Below are 16478 nucleotides of genomic sequence, written 5' to 3'. Positions count from 1 at the left end.
CCCATGGACACCGGTCTCCTGCCGTACCGCCGATCCACTGCGACGCCGCGGATCCGTCTCTACTGCCTGCCGTTCGCGGGCGGCAGCGCGGCGGCATATCTCGGCTGGGCCGATCGGCTGCCACCGGACGTCGAGCTGTGTCCGTTGCAGCTGCCCGGACGGGGCGCCCGGGCTGATGAGCCGCCGCGCACCCGGATCGCGGAGTTGAGCGCCGAGATCGCCCACGGCATAGCGGACGAACGGTACCGGCTGCCGTTCGTCCTGTTCGGGCACAGCATGGGCGGTCTGCTCGCGTACGAGACCACCCAGATGTTGCGGGACAGGGGCGGTCCGGAGCCGCGGCGCCTGGTGGTCAGTAGCGCGCGCAGCCCGGACCGCTGGAACCGGCTCCGGACATCGTCCCACCTCGGCAGCGATGCCGCCTTGACCACGATGTTACGGGCGCAGGGCGGCACGCCGCCCGAGTTCTTCGATCACCCCGACCTGGTCGCCCGCGCCATTCCGATCCTGCGGGCGGACCTGGAGGCGTGCGAGCGCTACCGGTACGCCGAACGGCCCCCGCTCACCGTGCCGATCGATGTGCTGGGCGGGCGTGACGACCCCGAGGTCGACGAGGCTGACCTGCTCGGCTGGCGGAGGCACAGCACCGCGCCATCGTCGCTGCACGTGTTCGACGGGGGCCACTTCTACCAGGAGAGTTCGACGGACGCGATGTTCACCGTACTCACGGCCGTGTTGTCCGGCATCTGCCTGCCTCGCCACTCCTCCTCGTGACCCGGCACCTCGCTGCCCCGCTGATCGGTCCTCGACCGGTCAGCGGGTCGTAGCGGTTTGCGGCGTCACCGGGCGGCGGTCGTTGCGCGCCGCGAGGTACAGCGGGGCGGCGACGGCCAGGATGATCGCACCGATCACCATCGCCGCGCTCAGGCTGATGGCGTCGGCCAGCGCGGTCAGCGTGACGAGTCCGAGTGCGGCGGCCGGCTGCGAGACCATCGAGTTCAGCGACAACACGGTGGCGCGCTCGTCGGTGCCGACCTGGCGGTGCAGCAGCGCGTTGTGCAGCGGGTTCGACGCGCCGTGCACGAGATAGCAGGCGAGGAACGCGGTGATGATGCCGGCGAGCCCGCCGAACAGTGCCATCGCGGCGACGGCGAGCCCCTGCAGGACCCGCATCAGGGCGGCGGCGAGCGGCGTGCCGACGCGTTCCGCAACCGGGATGATCAGAGCCGCGCCGGCTGCCGAGGCGATCCAGGCGAACGCTGTCAACGGCCCCATCAGCGAGGCGATCTGTTCCGTGTCTCCGGTTACCGCGGTCAGCCGGACCGCGGTAAGCGTCTCGAAGCTGACCATCCCGAATCCCCACAGGATCTCCACGGCGAGCAGGCAGATCAGCACACGGGAGCGGGTCATGAGCCGCGTTGCACTGGCGACCGTCCGTCCGAATCGGACCAACGGGCGGTCTCGTCCGGACCGTTCCGGCCGGTTCCGCGGCTCCTCGCGCAGCAGGACCGTCACGAACCCGAGCTCGATCACCCGCACCACGATCGCGATGACGACCGGCGTGACGATGCCGGGAACGCCGGGAATCGGCTGAACCGCAACGAGGAGGCCGCTCAGCAACGAGCCCGCGCCGATGGCGATGCTCATCACGGTGCCACCCAGACCGAGTCCGCGCTCGATGGAGGTGTCCGGGTCCCGGGCCAGGGTGCTGTCCACGAACCAGGCATCGAGCGGTCCGCTGTCGAGGGCCCGATAGACGCCCTGGATCAGGAAGTAGACGGCGAAGGCGGCAACCGACGACGCGAAGGCGATCAGCAGCAGGGAGCAGATGTTGACCGCGGAGGCGAAGAGCAGTACCGGTCGCCGACCGAACGTGTCGGCCGCGCCACCCGTCGGCACTTCGAGGCAGAGGATCGTCAGTCCCTGGATCGCCATGACCACGCCGAGTTGGCCGAGGCTGAGTCCACGCTGAAGCGGCAGGAGCACCAGCACCGGAATGATCAGGCCGCTGGGGAACCACCGAAGGGCGAGCAGGATCAGATAGTCGCGGCGGATCCTCGAGGCGTTGGTCGGCGGTGGCACAGCATTCCCTCCTTCGATCGGTGCACCCATCGAGCGCACGGGTTGGCCCTCGCCGGAACACGAAGGGGGAGCCGAAGCGTCGGTCAACCGCCTGACGCGGTCGGCGGCAGCGGCGCGATGATCAGAGTGATGTCGATCGGTACGGCACCCTCGGGCCGGCTCGCGGTGTCGCCGAGCGGACGGCGCTGCACCCAGGGCGAGATGAGGGCCTCCCAGGCGCGGTGCAGCTCGGCCAGCTCGTCGACGGTCAAATAGGCGAGGTTCTGTGAGACCCCGGTGTGCTCACTCCAGCGGGAATCCATCTCCGGGCGGCGTTGCTGCCACTCGGCCAACTGAGCGGCGCTGCGCTCCAGCACGAACCGCTCCAACATGCTCAGTCCCTCGTGGCCCTCGGCTGTCTCGCCGGGCTCCCAGTCATGGGAAACGGCGGTCACCCGCCACGGGCGCTCCCGGTTGTCGCTGCGGCCGGCCTGCTCGACGAAGCCGTACTTCCCGAGCTGGCGCAGGTGATGGGAGGCGAGCGCCTGGCTGATCCCCAGCGCGCGCGCGGCCGTCGCAGCCGTCATGGTGCCCTCACGGCCGACGAGTGCGTGGAGCTTGAGTCGAAGCGGGTGGGCCAGAGCGCGCATGGCTACCGGGTCGCCGATGACGCGCCGCCGCCCACTTTCCAAGGACATGCTTGGAGTCTCCTCGCTTTCCGCCGAATGTCAAGCAGATGCTTGGGAATCTCCCGCCCGGCGGGCTGCGGGCGGGCGGCGAACCTGGCCGGCCTTGTCCCGCGCCTGGCAACGCAGCAGATCATGGATCACCTGGTCGGTGCCGTCATCACGCCACAGGGCGAAGTAGTAGTAGTAGTAGTAGGTGGCGGACTTCGGCGGCAGGTCGTGCGGCAGGTACGCCCACTGACACCCGGTCCGGTTCTGGTAGAAGATCGCGTTCACGATCTCCCTCAGCTCGTAGCGACCCTGATGCCCCGACACCGACGGGTGGCGGTCCTTCCACGCCTGCAGGAACGGTCCGACCACCGCCCACTGCTCATCGGTCAGGTCACTCGGATACGCCGCACGCTCACCCATGATCAGCCCAACGCGGCCGGACCCCACCGGTTACGACCACGGCTCACATTCACACACCGACCCAAACCCACAATGGACGGAAGCTACCGAACCACCCTCTCAGCCAGTACGTAGACCAGTCGTACGCGGCACAGTTGCTGGATTCCGACAACGGCGAGGGCGTCGGCTACCTCCTGAAGGACCGGGTCGGCGCGGTCGTGGAGTTCAACGCTGCGGTGGAACAGGTCTCGGCCGGGGAGACGGTCGTCGATCCCGAGGTGGTCCGCCAGCTGATCAGTCGGCGGCCGGATCCGAGGCAGCGGCTGACTGCCCGCGAGCTCGAGGTCCTCGCGCTGATGGCGGAGGGGCCGCTCCAACGACACCATCGGCAAGCGGCTGCACGTCACGGACGCGGCGGTCAACAAGCACATCGGCAACATCTTCAGCAAACTTGACCTGCCGGCCGCGATGGACGGCCACCGGCGGGTGCTCGCGGTGCTGGCCTACCTGCGGAGCTGAGCCGCAGGGTCACCGACCTCGGCCTGGCTGCCCAGCCGCGAGATCGCAGAACTCGCCGTCGAAGAAGAGCAGCGGCTCGCCCGCGTCGGGAGTGTGGTGGACCGCGACTACCTGGCCGATCAGGATCGTATGGTCGCCGCCCGGTATCACGTCCCGGACGACCGAGTCGATCCACGCGAGGGCGTCGTTAATACGCGGTGTGCCGGTGACCGGCGACGCCTGCCAACTCACCCCGGCGAACTTGTCCGGCCGGGAGGTCGCGAAGCGACGCCCCATCGCTTCCTGCCGTGCGCTGAGGATGTTGCTCCCGAACGAGCCGGCCCGCACGATGCGCGGCAGGCTGCGGCCGCGGTTCGAGCTGGACACCATGACCAGTGGCGGGTCGAGGGACAGCGACGTGAACGACTGGCAGGTGAAACCAACGGGCTCCTCGTCAAGGGCGGTGACGACGGTTACGCCGGTGCAGAACCGGCCCATCGTCCGACGGAATTCCCGCTCGTCGACCTCGGGCGCTCGCGCTGCGATCGGTGGAACAGCCCCGGCTGCGGTCTCCATGGCCGCGACGGTGCGCGGCCTCTCTATAACTCGCCTATAGCGTCAGCCGCCGGGAACCTGTAGGAACGCGATATCCCGCCCACGGACCCTTCGCCGAGTAAGCCGCGACGCCGTCTGCGAAGGGTGAGTCGATTGTCAGCGATCCTTGCTGGTCACCAGGCCGGGCCCGGCGCCGATGAACTCGAGCGCCGGCTCGGCGATCCGTGAGATCCGGACAATCCGCTTGGCTTCGACCGGATCCTGCTGCCACGTCACCCTGGCCATGCTCGCCCTCGCCGTCCTGACCATCCTCACCGCCACCGCCCAGCAATCCCCCGCTGACACGGAGATCATCGCGTTGCCCGTCGCCGAGATCCGCCGACGCCAGTCCTTTGATCACACCCATGAAGCTGGCCGCCTGCGCGGAAATGAGCTTCACTCGAGACCATCGCCGCTGACGATGAAGAGCGCGCGCGGTTGAAGCCCGCAGTCGACGACCTCCGCAGCTCACTGAGCCATTCCGCGCCAGGCCAAGGTGAACGATGAATCTCTCGCCGCTTCACGCTGAGGAGCCTCTCGTGCCGACCGGATCCCGGGCGGTCAGCCCGGGACCCTACAGGTAGCCTGATTTCAGGCGAGTGGAATAGCGCCGATAAGGCGCAACCCGTGTTGGGTATCGGTTCGTGTCGATCCTCGGACACCAAATTGCAGCATCCATGCTGTGTTTCGCGTACTGGTGGTCAAGCACGCTTGACCACGCAAATCCCAGCGCAGCCACTCCCTCGATCGACCCTGTCTCGATCGGGGGCGATTGCCGTGGCTGATCGTTCTCTGGCACCCGTCATCCCGCCGGTGACGATGGCCGACCGGGGGCAGGGTTCTCGTCGCCCGCGTGGTGGAGCGCTACGCCGTCCGCCGTTGCCCCTGCCGATGCTGCCGTCGCCACGCGCCGGCACGATGGTGTACGGCCTGGCTGCCATCGACAACAGCGGCAGGATCGCCGACCGCACGGTCATCCGGGCCCTCGGCTGGGCGCCGGGTGCGCGCCTGCACATCCGCGAAGGTGGCGGAGTCATCGTCGTCCGGCTGGACCGGCAGGGCGTCTTCACCGTCAGCGGCCAAGGCCATCTACACCTGCCGGCGGCCGTCCGGCACTGGTGCGCCCTGTCCGCCGGCGACCGCGTGCTCCTGGCCGCCAGCCCTGCCGACGGGTTGCTCGTGGTGCACCCGCCCGCCGCCCTGGACGCGATGGTCGTCGCGGTGCACGCCGAGGCGTTGGGCGGTGGTGAGGCATGAGCGACACCACCGCGGGTCGGGCGGAACTGGATGCCGCGCGGCTGCTGCTGGCGCGGATGGGCATCTCGCCGGCCGACCTCGTCGAGGCAGCATCGGACCGTCCACCCGCACCGACGTTCGCCGAGGACGTTCCGGTGGTAGCGGCGGCGGTCAGCGACGGTACCCGGCGCGCGTACGGCTCGTACTGGAAGCGGGTTCTGGAGCAGTGGGGACAGCGGCGGCTCGACGAGCCGACTCCGTCGGAGATCGAGTAGCTCGCCGAGTACACCAAGACGCACGTCGTGGCCCGGCGTAACGCGCGGGGCGGACGCAGTGCGGCGGAGCACCTGATCGCCGCGCTGCGGTGCCTGTACAAGCGGGCCGTCGCGGACGGGTACGTCGCCGCTGCGGACAACCCGGCCCTCAAGGTGGCCAAGCCGCGGCGCCTGCCCAGCACCAGACGGGCGGTAGCGGACAGCAGGCTGGCGGAGATAAACGCCGTCGCTGCCAGTACGGGCGATGACCCTGCGCTGGACAGTCTGCTGCTGCGGCTGCACACCGAGACGGCGTGCCGCCGGGGCGGTGCGTTGGCTCTGCGGCCGGTCGACCTGGACCCGGATCAGTGCCTCATCCTGCTGCGGGAGAAGGGCGACACGGTGCGGTGGCAACCGGTGTCACCGACGCTGATGCGGCATCTGCAGCAGCATGCCGAGGAGCGGCAGGCGGTGGGGACGGGGCAGCTGCTGCGGTACCGCAGCGGGCAGCCGATCACCTACCGGCGCTACGACCACCTGTGGGTGCGCCTCGGTGAGCACCTGCCGTGGGTGCACGTGCAGCAGATCAGCACGCACTGGCTGCGGCACACGACGTTGACGTGGGTCGAGCGGAACTTCGGCTACGCCGTGGCACGCGCGTACGCAGGGCACACCGACAGCGGCAGCGACGCCGGTGCCACCAGCACTTACGTTCGAGCGAGTCTCCAGGAGGTCGCGGCTGCTCTGGCGGCCCTGGCCAACGAGTCCCATCCTCTCGCTTGAGCTGGAACTATCGCGGGGTGGGCCTGGTCGTTACGTCCAGGCCCACTCGCGGGGGGCCTATTTGCAACGAGGCCATAGCCAAAGTGGGGCCACGTAGCGTCGGCATCCGGATCTGCCGAGATGAGTGTACAGATCACATAACACTCGGCCTGAGCCGGCGGGCTCTATCGAAGACCGAAGCCGCTTGGAGTCTCGGCCGCTTTGGCTCTGAATGCCTTATCCAGATTTTCCTCCGCTGGGCCGAGAAGGTCATAGAACTGACGTTCCCGCGATCCGGCGTATTCGACGTCCGACTCATGGTTCAAGACGTCAGTCAGGAGGTGAGCAAGCTCGGACAGGCGGAAGTATCGCATCGCGTCGATCGCCCGTCTCAAGCGGAAAGGCTCGTTGACCTCCACGGCGAAGCCCAAGCCGCCGCCCATGGCCGAGTTGTAGACACGTAACAGGAAGGAAAGGTGCGCAATCCCTAGCGGAGTTCCTTCAGGGGCTTCACCGTCAGCCCCGTAGTCGGCGGCACGGTTCCAGATGACGGCGAGAGCGTCCAACGTGGGCCCACCTCCACGTCTCATCCAACTCGTCCATCATGAGTCACCGAGTTCCTCTTACTCCCGCCGATACAGCGCACGATTCAATCACGCCAGTTCCATACGCGTCGCGCATCCTTTTCTGCCGCGATCCGGGTGCTGCCATCTCACGTCCACCAGTCACTCGTTGTTGGCGAAAATGGGTGGCCGATCCGCCGCCGTCGTGCCGTCCCCAGCGCCTGGCCGGCGGAACCTCTGCACATCTGGCGTATCTGCCTCTGCATGAAGTTGGCTCCAGCAAGACTTTCGTAGCCGGAGATCGCCATGGCGTCCTAACCCGGTGATGGGCTCAGACTTCCTTATTGTCGACCCAGTGACAAAAAGGGTCTGTGGTGTCGCCGTCGCCCATCTCGGCGGGCTCCGCCACGATCTCCAGCCCGCTCGCCGGGGCGGTGGCACCGAAGGTGCGGTGCAGCCAGTCCCGGTAGGGTGCATTGACGATCTCGTGGTCGGCGTCCCACGGCTCGGGCGGCGCGCTGAACTCCTCGTTCCAGCAGATCTCCCGGTAACCGATCGCCAGCAGCCGCAGAAAGTCGACCGCATCGTCGGCGAGCACACACGTCATCATCGAACCGCTACCCGAACCGAGATGGACGATCCTCACCTGTCCCCGACCGTCGCGCCACAGCGCGGCCATCGAACCCTCGCCACCGGTCTGCGCGAACGGCCACAACCGTGCGGCCGCATCCGGGACCGACTCGTCGAACCAGGACCGTGCGTACGACAGGGTCTGCTCCGCGGTGTAGCCACGCAACTCGATCGAGGTGCCCACCCAGCCGTTGTCGCTCAACGAGCCGTACAGATCCCCGTCGTGCCCTTTCACCACGAAACCCTGCTCGTCGACCCAGGCGAAGAGCAGGCGCAGCGGCTCCGGCAGGTCGAATCCGTCCGGCACCCGGGCCAGCATCGTCTTGAGGAAGTCACCCACGCCCGGCAGCGTACGAGATCACCTCGCCCTCCCACAGTCCCAGCCGCACTGCACGGTCGCCGACGTGCAGGGTGCCGCCGACCAGCTGGCCGACCTCGTCGTGCTCCGGGTTCCAACCGCTCAGCACTCCCGCGATCACCGAGGCGAAGGGCTCCTCGCCGGAGGCGTCCCGCCCGACCCAGCGGCCACCGTCGTAGTCGTAGTCGTAGGCCGACCGCCAGCCCTCGTCATCCGGAGCCGTCGGCACGACCGTCAGGGACCAGTCGCTGCGCCCGTCGAACAGCAGGCCACGGCCGTCGTCCACGACGAGGTGGACCGGCCCGGTGGTGAGATCGACCGGGTCACCGGGCCAGTGCCAGGCCAGCCGCGTGACCGCGGCCAGGCGGCAACCGATCAGCATGTCCATCAGAATGGTTTCGTCAGTTCCGTGCCTAGTAGTGACCTTTGGTGTCGTCGAACCGGCCTTGGCGCCGCAGCACCGGCGAAACCGCCACTTGAGCCGTACGGGCGGGGATCGTTGCCCCCCGCATAATAGAGATGTCGCTGTTCACACAGCTCTACGAGCCCGCAGCCAATCCGCCCTCGGTCCGCGATGTGCTCGATTCGTCGACCGCCACGACCGCTGGCGCGCCTCAGCACGAGTCAACGCACTGATCTGCGGCCGACCGGGCGTCACGGCGCGTGACGAGCGGCGCGTGCAGTGAACAGGCGGGGCTGCCGCGCGTTCGTTAGGTACCGAACCCGCCGCAAAGGTAGTACAGGCTCGCGGCCAGTCCCAATATCCAGCCAGCCACGAGGCCAGACGATGACCCACGGCCGAGCCGTCCGGACAGCGCGAAGCAGTTGCCCAGCAACACCAGCTGCGCAATGCCGTACGCGAATACGCCGAAGAAGAGCGCCGCGAACCTCCCACCGGCATCCACGTCCGCATTCGGGCCGCCACCAGCGGCGGTGGCCAGGGCAATCGTGAACCCAACAACAAGACCGTGCTCAGCGAGGGCAACGACCGCTCCGGCAACCACCGGCCTGATGATCGTCACCCGCCGGAGCGTGACATACGTCGAAGGAACCGGGCTACCTCAGCCCGAACGATTTACGAAACCGCCTGGGACAGCCGCCAAACGGAACCGCACTGATCTGCCGCCGACCGGGCGCGGGCGGTTTCACCGCAGCCATGGCAGGGCGGGATCACGAGCGCAGACGGTGTCTCCTCGTGCTGTTCGGGACTGTGCTATTTCGCTGCGGGTCTGGAAGCGTGGCCGCCGCGATACGCAGACGGTAGCGGGCAGGCTGACCTGAGTTGGGACCGACTGCCCGGGTAAACCATCCAGTCACGCCAGAGCCTCGCCAGGGCGATCCAACCACGACACCATCCGTGTACCCGGATTTGCCGCTGTCCAGACGCAGCACAGTCGCTGGTCGACCTGCGGGGTGTCCTGGTGGTCGGCCATCGCGGCCACGGTGTCGGCGATGCGGGGCGAAGGCGCGAGCCAGTGCGGTGTCGAGCGGACCGACGAGGTCTCGCTCGCGTCGGTAGATGCTGCGCGGGTGGTGGATCTTGTTCGCGAGGGTGTACTCCTGGGCGTAGCGGCGTCGGTAGTACGCCTCGCCATTGGACCGTTGACCCTGCATCTTCCGGTCGCACAGCGCGCAGTACAGCGCGCCCTTAAGGGCGTAGACGTGGCGGGCGCGGTGCCGCTTGTGCTCCCCTCCGGGACCGTTGCCGCGACGCCGAAGCAGCGCCTGCGCAGCATCGAACGTCTCTGTGTCGACGATCGCCGGATGTGCGGGGTGGTTGGAGGTGTTCCACTGGTTCTGCGGGTTCCAGCGCATGACGCTGGTGTGGCCCATGGCGACGTCGTCGACATCGAGCAGGATCTCGTCGGTGCTTGGCGATTCTGAACCTGGCGACCGGTGTAACGGGGGCTGGTCAGGATGACCCGGATGGCGCTCTTCGACCAGGCGATGCCCGATCGGTGGGGGTTCCGGGCCGGCGCCGGGCGGTCCGAAGGACTCAGCCAACTCCGCGGCGAAAGGCACGGCGTACACCACGGCGGTCGGCGCCAAGTCCGCGATCTCCGCGCGGATTCGCGGCAGCAGATTCGTCCTGGTAGGAGAACTTCAGCAGGCGGCAGGATGGCGCGGCTGACGCCAGTTCCGCAGCCAGCCCCAGACTGGCGGCGACCGCCGGTTCCTCCACGAACACCATCAATCTGTCTCGGCTGTTAGCCAGGTCCAGTAGATTCGTGGCTCATGACCGCCGTGCGACTCGATCCGAAACGTAGCGCCCTGATCCTGATCGACCTGATGACCAGAACGGTCGCCCTGGACACCGCGCCGATCACGGCCGCCGAGGTGGTCCAGCGGTGCGCCGAGGTGACCGCAGCAGCGCGCCGGGCGGGGTGGCTCGTCGTGCATGTCCGGGCCGAACGTCCGGGCGTCGCAGAACAGCCACCCGGCGGCGAACTGGTGGACGCCTGCACCCGTCAGGGAGCCGACGTCGAGATCGTGAAGCGCACCTGGGGCGCGTTCCACGGCACCGACCTGGATGAGGTCCTGCGCGGACGTGGCATCCGCACTGTGGTGCTCGGCGGGATCGCGACGAACTTCGGGGTCGAGTCGACGGGGCGTGCGGCGAACGAGCGCGGCTTCCACGTGGTCTTCCTCTCCGACGCGATGGCCGGCCTGCACGGGTACGCCCATGACTTCGCCGTCGACTACGTGTTCCCGCGTCTCGGCGTGGTGTGCACCGCCGCTGAACTGCTCGACGGATTGCGCTGATCGAACGGGGGGAGCGGGCCGGCGGCGTTGCCGGCCACCGGCCCGCTCCGCCTAGGACGGCTGCGCCGCCGGCTCCTTGCGCTTCGGCGTCACGCCCAGTTCCTCCCCGTAGGACGTGGACCTGAACCGGACCGCCATGTAGAGCCCGGGCAGCGCCGCGATCGCCACCATCAGGATCACCGTGGGGGCGAACAGCGAGGCTGCCAGCAACGGGCCCGCAATCGCCGCCCCGCCCGGTGAGGTCGCGTTCATGAGCGTGCGCATGAACGTCATCGTGCGCCCGCGGACCTCGGCGGGAATCCGGTTCAGCCGCAGCACCTGCGCTGACACTGTCATGGGTGTCGAGAACAGGTTGACCAGGATGAGCCCGAGCAACGCGGCGGGCAACCCGGGCAGCAGGAGGAAGATCAATCCACCGCCGGCGGCGAGTTGAAGCAGTCCGATCCGCCGCATCTGCCGATCCGCAGGTTTGATCATGCCGGATATCAGAGAGCCGGCCAGACCCGCGCCCTCGCCTACCGCGAGCAGGAGACCCAGCGTCCGCGCATCACCGGCCAGCGGAGTGATCGCCATCCAAGGGATAGTCACCCGCAACATGCCCACGGTCATGTTGAACAGGGCGAAAGCCGCGGTGATGGTGACGAGCACGGTGTCGTTGCGCAGCATCCGGATCACCGGCGCCCAGCCGAAGCTCTGCCGCAGGCTGACGCTGGTCTCGCCCTCGGGCCGGGGCAGGCGTGCCCGCATGGCGAGCACGGAGAACGCGAAGAAGACGTAGCTGAGGGCGTCGAGGCCGAGGACCACCGGCGCGCCGAAGGCCGCGATCAGCAGACCGCCGAGAGCCGGACCGGCCATGCCGGCCGCGCCGTAGGCGATGCCCTCCAACGCGACCGCCGAGTGCAGATCCTTCTTCGGGACCAGTTCCGGCGTGACTGCCGGCACCACACCCAACGGAACGATCTTGAGCAGCCCGTATGCCCCGGCAACGACGTACAGGTACCACAGATGCAGCGCACCCGTAGCGTCCAGCAGCGGGACAGCGCCGATGATCGCCGCCCGCGCGAACGCGTCGGCCACCAGAAGAGTACGCCGGGAGAACCGGTCGAGCAGTGGGCCGACCAGTGCGCCGCCGAGGATGACGGGCAGGGTGTAGCAGACGGCCATCACACCGACGGCCTTTGCTCCCCCCTGGGTGATCGCCATCCAGGTCAGCGCGGTCCACGAGGCGCCGTCGCCGAGCAGGTTGACCACCGAGCCGATCCACAGCAGTCGGTAGTCACGTATCCGTAAGGCGTTTATGTAGTCTCTCAACCCAATTCCTTCGCAGTGTGTCCGACCTTCGCGCCACCGACCTCGGACCAGACCTCGTTCACGATCGACGCCACCTCGTCGGCTCGGGTCCGGGCGAAGTAGTGGCCGCCGTGCTCGATCTCCCGCAGCCGCACCGCAGTCGCGAGACGACCCCACTCGGTGTACGCCTCGCGGTAGTCGGCGATGACCTTGTCGTCCTTCGCTCCGACGAACGTGATCGGCACGCTCAGCCGCACAGTCCCTGGCTGTTCCCGCTGGCTGAGGAAGTAGGAGTGTCCGGCGACCACGTCGTGCCGGAACATCCGGCCGATGAAGTGGCCGAGAGAAACTCCTTCTTGGACAATGCCTCAGCATTGACCGCACGGAGCTTGTCCCCGGCCGGTTTCGCAGCGCTGCCCAGGAGGTTGGGGCCAACGAAGTTCATCAGCAGGCCCAGCGGGCCGGGCAGCCTGCGGCGTACTCGCGAACGGCTTGCTGCTCCCCCTCGAGGTGGGCGCGGCACCGAAGGATGGCCTCCGGTGAGACTTGTCGAGGTTGCCGGGTCACACGTGATTGAGCGCGAGCGAGACGTAGGTGCGGACACCATCGCCTTCCGGGCACGTCGTCGATGCGTGGGGGCCGGCGCTCCGACCGTCGATCTCCAGGAGGCTGCCCGCCGACGCCACCAGTTCCGCCCAATGACCGTCGGCTCGCGATGACCGCTACTTCTGTCGGGTGATCGTGGCAGCCGTGATGTCGCTGCCCAGCATGTTCCCGGTCACCACGACGGTGTCGCCGGTCCGCAGGTCCTTGAGCGCACCGGTGAGCCGGACCTGCGTACGGTCGCCTGTCTGCACGGTGACCACCTCGCCGGACTCGCGCCGGACCTTCATCGTGTCTCCGTCGATGTCGGTGACGGTGCCGGTGGTGGCCGGGGTGGCGGTGGCGGCCGGGGGAGCGGCGCCACCGCCACGGGCACCGCCGCCGCGGGCCCCACCGGCGGGTCCGTCGACCGCTGTCCCGCGTCCCGCCGGTGCGGGGGCGGGATCCGGTCCGTATGCCTGTTGCGCCTGGGCGCCGCCGGCGAAGCCGCCGACGAGCAGCAGCGCTGCCGCGAGCCACGGGGTGGCCCGGTTCCGCCAGGGGCGGGGTCCGGCGGCGAGTGCGGTGTCGAGGTCGGTCGTCATGTCTTCACCTGTCATTCGTAGCGGAGCGCGTCGATGGGGCGCAGGCCGGCGGCGCGGCTGGCGGGGACACTGCCGAAGAAGAGTCCGATCGCGACGGAGACGCCCAGGGCCAGCGCGACGGAGCTGGGCACGATCACCGGTTGCACGCCGACGATGGTGAACCGGCTGCCGATCAGTGCGGCGGCCACGCCGAGGCCGCCGCCGAGGACGCTGAGCATTGTCGCTTCGGCGAGGAACTGGGTGAGGATCGTGCGTCGGGGTGCGCCGAGGGCCTTGCGGATGCCGATTTCCCGGGTTCGCTCGGTGACGGTCACCAGCATGATGTTGGTGATGCCGATGCCGCCGACGAGCAGGCTGATGCCGGCGACGGTGCCGAGCAGGACGGTGAAGGTCTGTGCGGTCTCGGTGCGGGTGGCGAGGAGTTGGGCGGCGTTCTGGATCCGGTACGGCGCGGCTCCCGCACCACCACCACCTCCACCGCGGCCGGTGGCGGCGGTGCCGGCCGGTAGCTTGAGGCGCTGGTTGAGGATCTGGGTGACCTGCTGCTGGGCGGCGTTGACGCGGTCCGGGCCGGTGGCCTCGACGAGGATGGAGTTGACCGGGCCGTACCCGGTGATGGTCTGCTGCACGGCGGTGAGCGGGGCGACGGCGAGGTCGTTCGGGTCGGAGAAGCCGGACGCCGAACTCTTCTCGGCGAGGACGCCGACGACGGTGAACAGTGCGCCGCCGACGGTGACCTGCTGGCCGACCGGGTCGGTGTCGGCGAACAGTTCGGTGGCGACGGTCCGGCCGAGCACGACCACCCGCCGACCCTGGGCCACGTCCTGGTCGGTGAAGGCGGCGCCGGCGGCGAGTGGGCTGTTCGACGAGCCGAAGTAGCTCGGGTGGGTACCGAGGAACTGCGCCACCGGGTGCTCCGTCCCGGCGTGGGTCATCGTCGGGGTGGTGCTGACCACCGGTGAGACCGCGCGGACGTCGGGGGCGAGTGCCGGGTCGTGCAGGGACCGCGCGATGTCGACCGTGAGTGCCGACGGCGTCGTCCCGCCGCGGGCGGTGCTGGACACGGTGATGGTGTTGGTGCCCAGCGCCTCGATGCTGCGGTTGACGGCCTGGGCGGAGCCGTTGCCGACGGCGACCAGCAGGATGACGGCGGCGACGCCGATGAGGATGCCCAGCATGGTCAGTGCCGAGCGCAGCTTGTTGGCGGCGACGCCGCGGCCGGCGAAGCGGAGGATCTCCAGCAGGCTCACCGGGCACCGTCCTGTCGTACGTCGGTGGTGATCCGTCCGTCGAAGAGGGTGACCAGCCGGCGGGCGCGGGCGGCCACCTCCGTCTCGTGGGTGATCATGACGATGGTGCGGCCGGCGGTGTGCAGCTGGTCGAGGATGGCCAGCACCTCCTCGGTGGAGCGGCTGTCGAGGTTTCCGGTGGGTTCGTCGGCGAGGATCAGCGCTGGCTCGGTGACCAGGGCGCGGGCGACGGCGACGCGTTGCTGTTGCCCGCCGGAGAGCTGGTTCGGCTCGTGGTCGGCCCGGCCGGCGAGACCCACCATGTCCAGGGCCGCGAGGGCCCGCCGGCGTCGCTCGGCCGGCTTGACGCCGGCGTACGCCAGGGGCAGCTCGACGTTGGCCACCGCCGAGGTGCGGGGGATGAGGTTGAACGACTGGAAGACGAACCCGATGCGCCGGTTGCGGACGAGGGCCAGCCGGGCGTCGTCGAGTCGGCTGACGTCGACCCCGTCCAGGCGGTAGCTGCCGGCGCTGGGCACGTCGAGGCAGCCGAGGATGTTCATCAGCGTCGACTTTCCGGATCCCGAGGATCCCATGATGGCCACGTAGTCGCCGGCCGCGACGGTCAGCGACACCCCGCGCAGCGCGTGCACGGTCGCCTCGCCCTGTCCGTAGACCTTGGTCAGGTCACGGACGTCGAGCACCGGACGGTTCGGGCCCTCGGTGGTGCGGTGAGCTCCGTCGACCAGGTAGAGGGTCACCGGTTGCCCCGCCCGCCGCCACCGGTCAGGCCGCCGCCCGCGGGCCCGCCGCGCCCGCCGCCGGTGCTCGGGTCGGCGCCGCCGGTGCTGGGCAGCACGACCCGGTCGCCCTCGGTCAGGCCGGAGGTGATCTCGACGAGCTGGTCGCCCCGCAGGCCCACCTCGACCGGGCGGACGACCGGGTTGCCGTTGTCCAGGACGGTCACGGTGTTGCGGTTGCCGGCGCTGGTGACCGCGAGAGTGGACACCGCGACGACGTTCTCGGCCGTGTCGAGGGTGACGGTGACCTGCACGCTCTGGCCGGGCCGGGCGGCGTCCGGGCGGTCCTTGAGGCTCAGGGTGACGCCGTAGGTGACCACGTCGTTGGCGGTGGTGGCGTTCGGGTCGATCGCGGCGAGCGTCGCGTCGGCGGTGGTGCCGGGCAGCGCGTTCCAGCTGACCGTGGCGGGCATGCCTGCCTTGAGCCGGGTCGCGTCGGCCTCGGGTACCGCGGCGGTGACCTCCAGCCGGGTCAGGTCGGCGATCTGCACGAGTCCGTCGCCTCCCGAGCCGGACGCGGTGCTGCCGGCTCCGGTCGCGCCGCCTCCGGTCGCGCCGCCGGCGCTCGCGCCGCCCGCCGAGGTGCCGGAGTCCCCGACGCTGCCGTTGACGGCCACCACGGTGCCGGCGATCGGCGCGGTCAGGGTGGCCCCGTCGACCTTCTCCCGCGCGGCGGCGACCTTCAGCTCCGCCTGGGTCACCGCCGCATCCGCCTGGCTGGTGGGACCGTCGGTCTCCGCCGCCCGGTCCGCCGCATCCCGCGCCGCGTCCAGGTCGGCCTCGGCCGCCGCGAGTTCCCGCTTCGCGGCCGAGGCGTCGACCCGGGCCAGCACCTGGCCCTTCTTCACCGAGTCGCCGACGGCGACCGCGATCTCCGTGATCGGTCCGGCGGTGGCGAAGGTCGCGCTCGCGGTCGCCGCGCTGCGCACCGATCCGGGTACGGACACCGCCGACGTCACCGTCGCCCGGCTCACCGGCGCCGTCCGGGCCTCGCCGGCGCCCGCCGTCTCCGGCGCGGTGAACGTGGTGTACGCCCAGCCGCCGGCGAGCAGCACCGCCACGGCGAGGCCGGTGTTGACGAGCAGGGACGGGCCGCGGGCCGGGATGAGTCGTCGCACACGCATGTCCGGCAGCCTGGTGGTGGCGGCTCGGAGCGCACCCGACGCAACCTCGGAGC

20 protein-coding genes and 2 pseudogenes are annotated in these 16478 nt (G+C 69.3%); 7 read left to right on the top strand and 15 right to left on the bottom strand.

The window, feature by feature from the left end; genetic code table 11:
* Nucleotides 1–3 precede the first annotated feature (3 nt).
* Entirely contained in the window at nucleotides 4–774 is a 771-nt protein-coding gene (locus tag O7600_RS07905) for an alpha/beta fold hydrolase (RefSeq protein WP_281593035.1), read from the top strand.
* 39 nt (nucleotides 775–813) lie between these two features.
* On the opposite strand, the gene O7600_RS07900 is transcribed toward O7600_RS07905, so the two are convergent.
* The 3 genes and pseudogenes from O7600_RS07900 to O7600_RS07890 form a co-directional block, all read right to left on the bottom strand.
* Nucleotides 814–2082, bottom strand: a complete 1269-nt coding sequence (locus O7600_RS07900; protein WP_281593034.1) for an MFS transporter — start codon at nucleotides 2080–2082, stop codon at nucleotides 814–816.
* A gap of 83 nt (nucleotides 2083–2165) precedes the next feature.
* The gene (locus tag O7600_RS07895; RefSeq protein ID WP_281593033.1) at nucleotides 2166–2759 is read right to left on the bottom strand and encodes a helix-turn-helix domain-containing protein; all 594 of its coding nucleotides are present in this window, start codon (nucleotides 2757–2759) and stop codon (nucleotides 2166–2168) included.
* 84 nt (nucleotides 2760–2843) lie between these two features.
* Nucleotides 2844–3158, bottom strand: a pseudogene (locus O7600_RS07890) (transposase); the annotation flags it as partial.
* A 98-nt stretch (nucleotides 3159–3256) separates the two neighbouring features.
* On the opposite strand from O7600_RS07890, the pseudogene O7600_RS07885 reads away from it, so the two are divergent.
* Nucleotides 3257–3656, top strand: a pseudogene (locus tag O7600_RS07885) (LuxR C-terminal-related transcriptional regulator); the annotation flags it as partial.
* Nucleotides 3657–3665: 9 nt separating this feature from the next.
* On the opposite strand, the gene O7600_RS07880 reads toward O7600_RS07885, so the two are convergent.
* Nucleotides 3666–4211, bottom strand: a complete 546-nt coding sequence (locus tag O7600_RS07880) for a flavin reductase family protein (RefSeq protein WP_281593031.1) — start codon at nucleotides 4209–4211, stop codon at nucleotides 3666–3668.
* Between the two features lie 262 nt (nucleotides 4212–4473).
* Here O7600_RS07880 and O7600_RS07875 point away from each other — a divergent pair, with 262 nt between their 5' ends.
* From O7600_RS07875 to O7600_RS07860, 4 genes are all read left to right on the top strand, one after another.
* Nucleotides 4474–4671 (top strand): hypothetical protein, encoded by a 198-nt coding sequence (locus O7600_RS07875; RefSeq protein ID WP_281593030.1) that lies wholly within the window; start codon nucleotides 4474–4476, stop codon nucleotides 4669–4671.
* A gap of 437 nt (nucleotides 4672–5108) precedes the next feature.
* Nucleotides 5109–5486, top strand: coding sequence for an AbrB/MazE/SpoVT family DNA-binding domain-containing protein (locus O7600_RS07870; protein WP_281593029.1), 378 nt, complete (start codon nucleotides 5109–5111; stop codon nucleotides 5484–5486).
* The gene (locus tag O7600_RS07865; RefSeq protein ID WP_281593028.1) at nucleotides 5483–5740 is read left to right on the top strand and encodes a hypothetical protein; all 258 of its coding nucleotides are present in this window, start codon (nucleotides 5483–5485) and stop codon (nucleotides 5738–5740) included. The genes O7600_RS07870 and O7600_RS07865 overlap by 4 nt, the downstream gene beginning before the upstream one ends.
* A 27-nt stretch (nucleotides 5741–5767) precedes the next feature.
* Nucleotides 5768–6502: a site-specific integrase gene (locus O7600_RS07860; RefSeq protein ID WP_281593027.1), complete on the top strand. Its 735-nt coding sequence runs from the start codon at nucleotides 5768–5770 to the stop codon at nucleotides 6500–6502.
* Nucleotides 6503–6666: 164 nt separating this feature from the next.
* Here the strand turns inward: O7600_RS07860 and O7600_RS07855 are convergent, their stop codons facing one another.
* The 5 genes from O7600_RS07855 to O7600_RS07835 all read right to left on the bottom strand — a co-directional run bounded on the left by O7600_RS07855 (nucleotide 6667) and on the right by O7600_RS07835 (nucleotide 9951).
* A complete protein-coding gene (locus O7600_RS07855; protein ID WP_281593026.1) occupies nucleotides 6667–7047 on the bottom strand; it encodes a hypothetical protein in 381 nt (126 codons plus the stop codon).
* Nucleotides 7048–7375: 328 nt separating this feature from the next.
* Complete coding sequence (locus O7600_RS07850) at nucleotides 7376–8014, bottom strand: hypothetical protein (RefSeq protein ID WP_281593025.1); 639 nt, start codon at nucleotides 8012–8014, stop codon at nucleotides 7376–7378.
* Nucleotides 8007–8420 carry a hypothetical protein gene (locus tag O7600_RS07845; RefSeq protein ID WP_281593024.1) on the bottom strand — a complete coding sequence of 138 codons (414 nt, stop codon included), beginning with the start codon at nucleotides 8418–8420 and terminating at the stop codon, nucleotides 8007–8009. Before O7600_RS07845 ends, O7600_RS07850 begins: the two co-directional genes overlap by 8 nt.
* A gap of 322 nt (nucleotides 8421–8742) precedes the next feature.
* Nucleotides 8743–9054: a hypothetical protein gene (locus tag O7600_RS07840; RefSeq protein WP_281593023.1), complete on the bottom strand. Its 312-nt coding sequence runs from the start codon at nucleotides 9052–9054 to the stop codon at nucleotides 8743–8745.
* Between the two features lie 291 nt (nucleotides 9055–9345).
* Entirely contained in the window at nucleotides 9346–9951 is a 606-nt protein-coding gene (locus tag O7600_RS07835) for a hypothetical protein (RefSeq protein ID WP_348651377.1), read from the bottom strand.
* 316 nt (nucleotides 9952–10267) lie between these two features.
* Here O7600_RS07835 and O7600_RS07830 point away from each other — a divergent pair, with 316 nt between their 5' ends.
* A complete protein-coding gene (locus tag O7600_RS07830; protein WP_281593022.1) occupies nucleotides 10268–10795 on the top strand; it encodes an isochorismatase family protein in 528 nt (175 codons plus the stop codon).
* Nucleotides 10796–10846: 51 nt separating this feature from the next.
* Here O7600_RS07830 and O7600_RS07825 read toward each other — a convergent pair whose 3' ends face one another.
* The 6 genes from O7600_RS07825 to O7600_RS07800 form a co-directional block, all read right to left on the bottom strand.
* Nucleotides 10847–12106 carry an MFS transporter gene (locus tag O7600_RS07825; protein ID WP_281593021.1) on the bottom strand — a complete coding sequence of 420 codons (1260 nt, stop codon included), beginning with the start codon at nucleotides 12104–12106 and terminating at the stop codon, nucleotides 10847–10849.
* A complete protein-coding gene (locus O7600_RS07820) occupies nucleotides 12103–12408 on the bottom strand; it encodes a hypothetical protein (protein ID WP_281593020.1) in 306 nt (101 codons plus the stop codon). The genes O7600_RS07825 and O7600_RS07820 overlap by 4 nt, the downstream gene beginning before the upstream one ends.
* A 399-nt stretch (nucleotides 12409–12807) precedes the next feature.
* Nucleotides 12808–13272: a hypothetical protein gene (locus O7600_RS07815; protein ID WP_281593019.1), complete on the bottom strand. Its 465-nt coding sequence runs from the start codon at nucleotides 13270–13272 to the stop codon at nucleotides 12808–12810.
* An 11-nt stretch (nucleotides 13273–13283) separates the two neighbouring features.
* The gene (locus O7600_RS07810; RefSeq protein WP_099164492.1) at nucleotides 13284–14522 is read right to left on the bottom strand and encodes an ABC transporter permease; all 1239 of its coding nucleotides are present in this window, start codon (nucleotides 14520–14522) and stop codon (nucleotides 13284–13286) included.
* Nucleotides 14519–15262, bottom strand: a complete 744-nt coding sequence (locus O7600_RS07805) for an ABC transporter ATP-binding protein (RefSeq protein WP_281593018.1) — start codon at nucleotides 15260–15262, stop codon at nucleotides 14519–14521. The genes O7600_RS07810 and O7600_RS07805 overlap by 4 nt, the downstream gene beginning before the upstream one ends.
* The gene (locus tag O7600_RS07800) at nucleotides 15259–16425 is read right to left on the bottom strand and encodes an efflux RND transporter periplasmic adaptor subunit (RefSeq protein ID WP_281593017.1); all 1167 of its coding nucleotides are present in this window, start codon (nucleotides 16423–16425) and stop codon (nucleotides 15259–15261) included. The genes O7600_RS07805 and O7600_RS07800 overlap by 4 nt, the downstream gene beginning before the upstream one ends.
* Nucleotides 16426–16478: the final 53 nt, after the last annotated feature.

Source organism: Micromonospora sp. WMMA1998, assembly GCF_027497375.1.
Classification (GTDB): Bacteria; Actinomycetota; Actinomycetes; order Mycobacteriales; family Micromonosporaceae; genus Micromonospora; species Micromonospora sediminicola.
The sequence above is the reverse complement of the archived record's forward strand: the minus strand, read 5'-3'. Positions and strand labels throughout refer to the sequence as shown.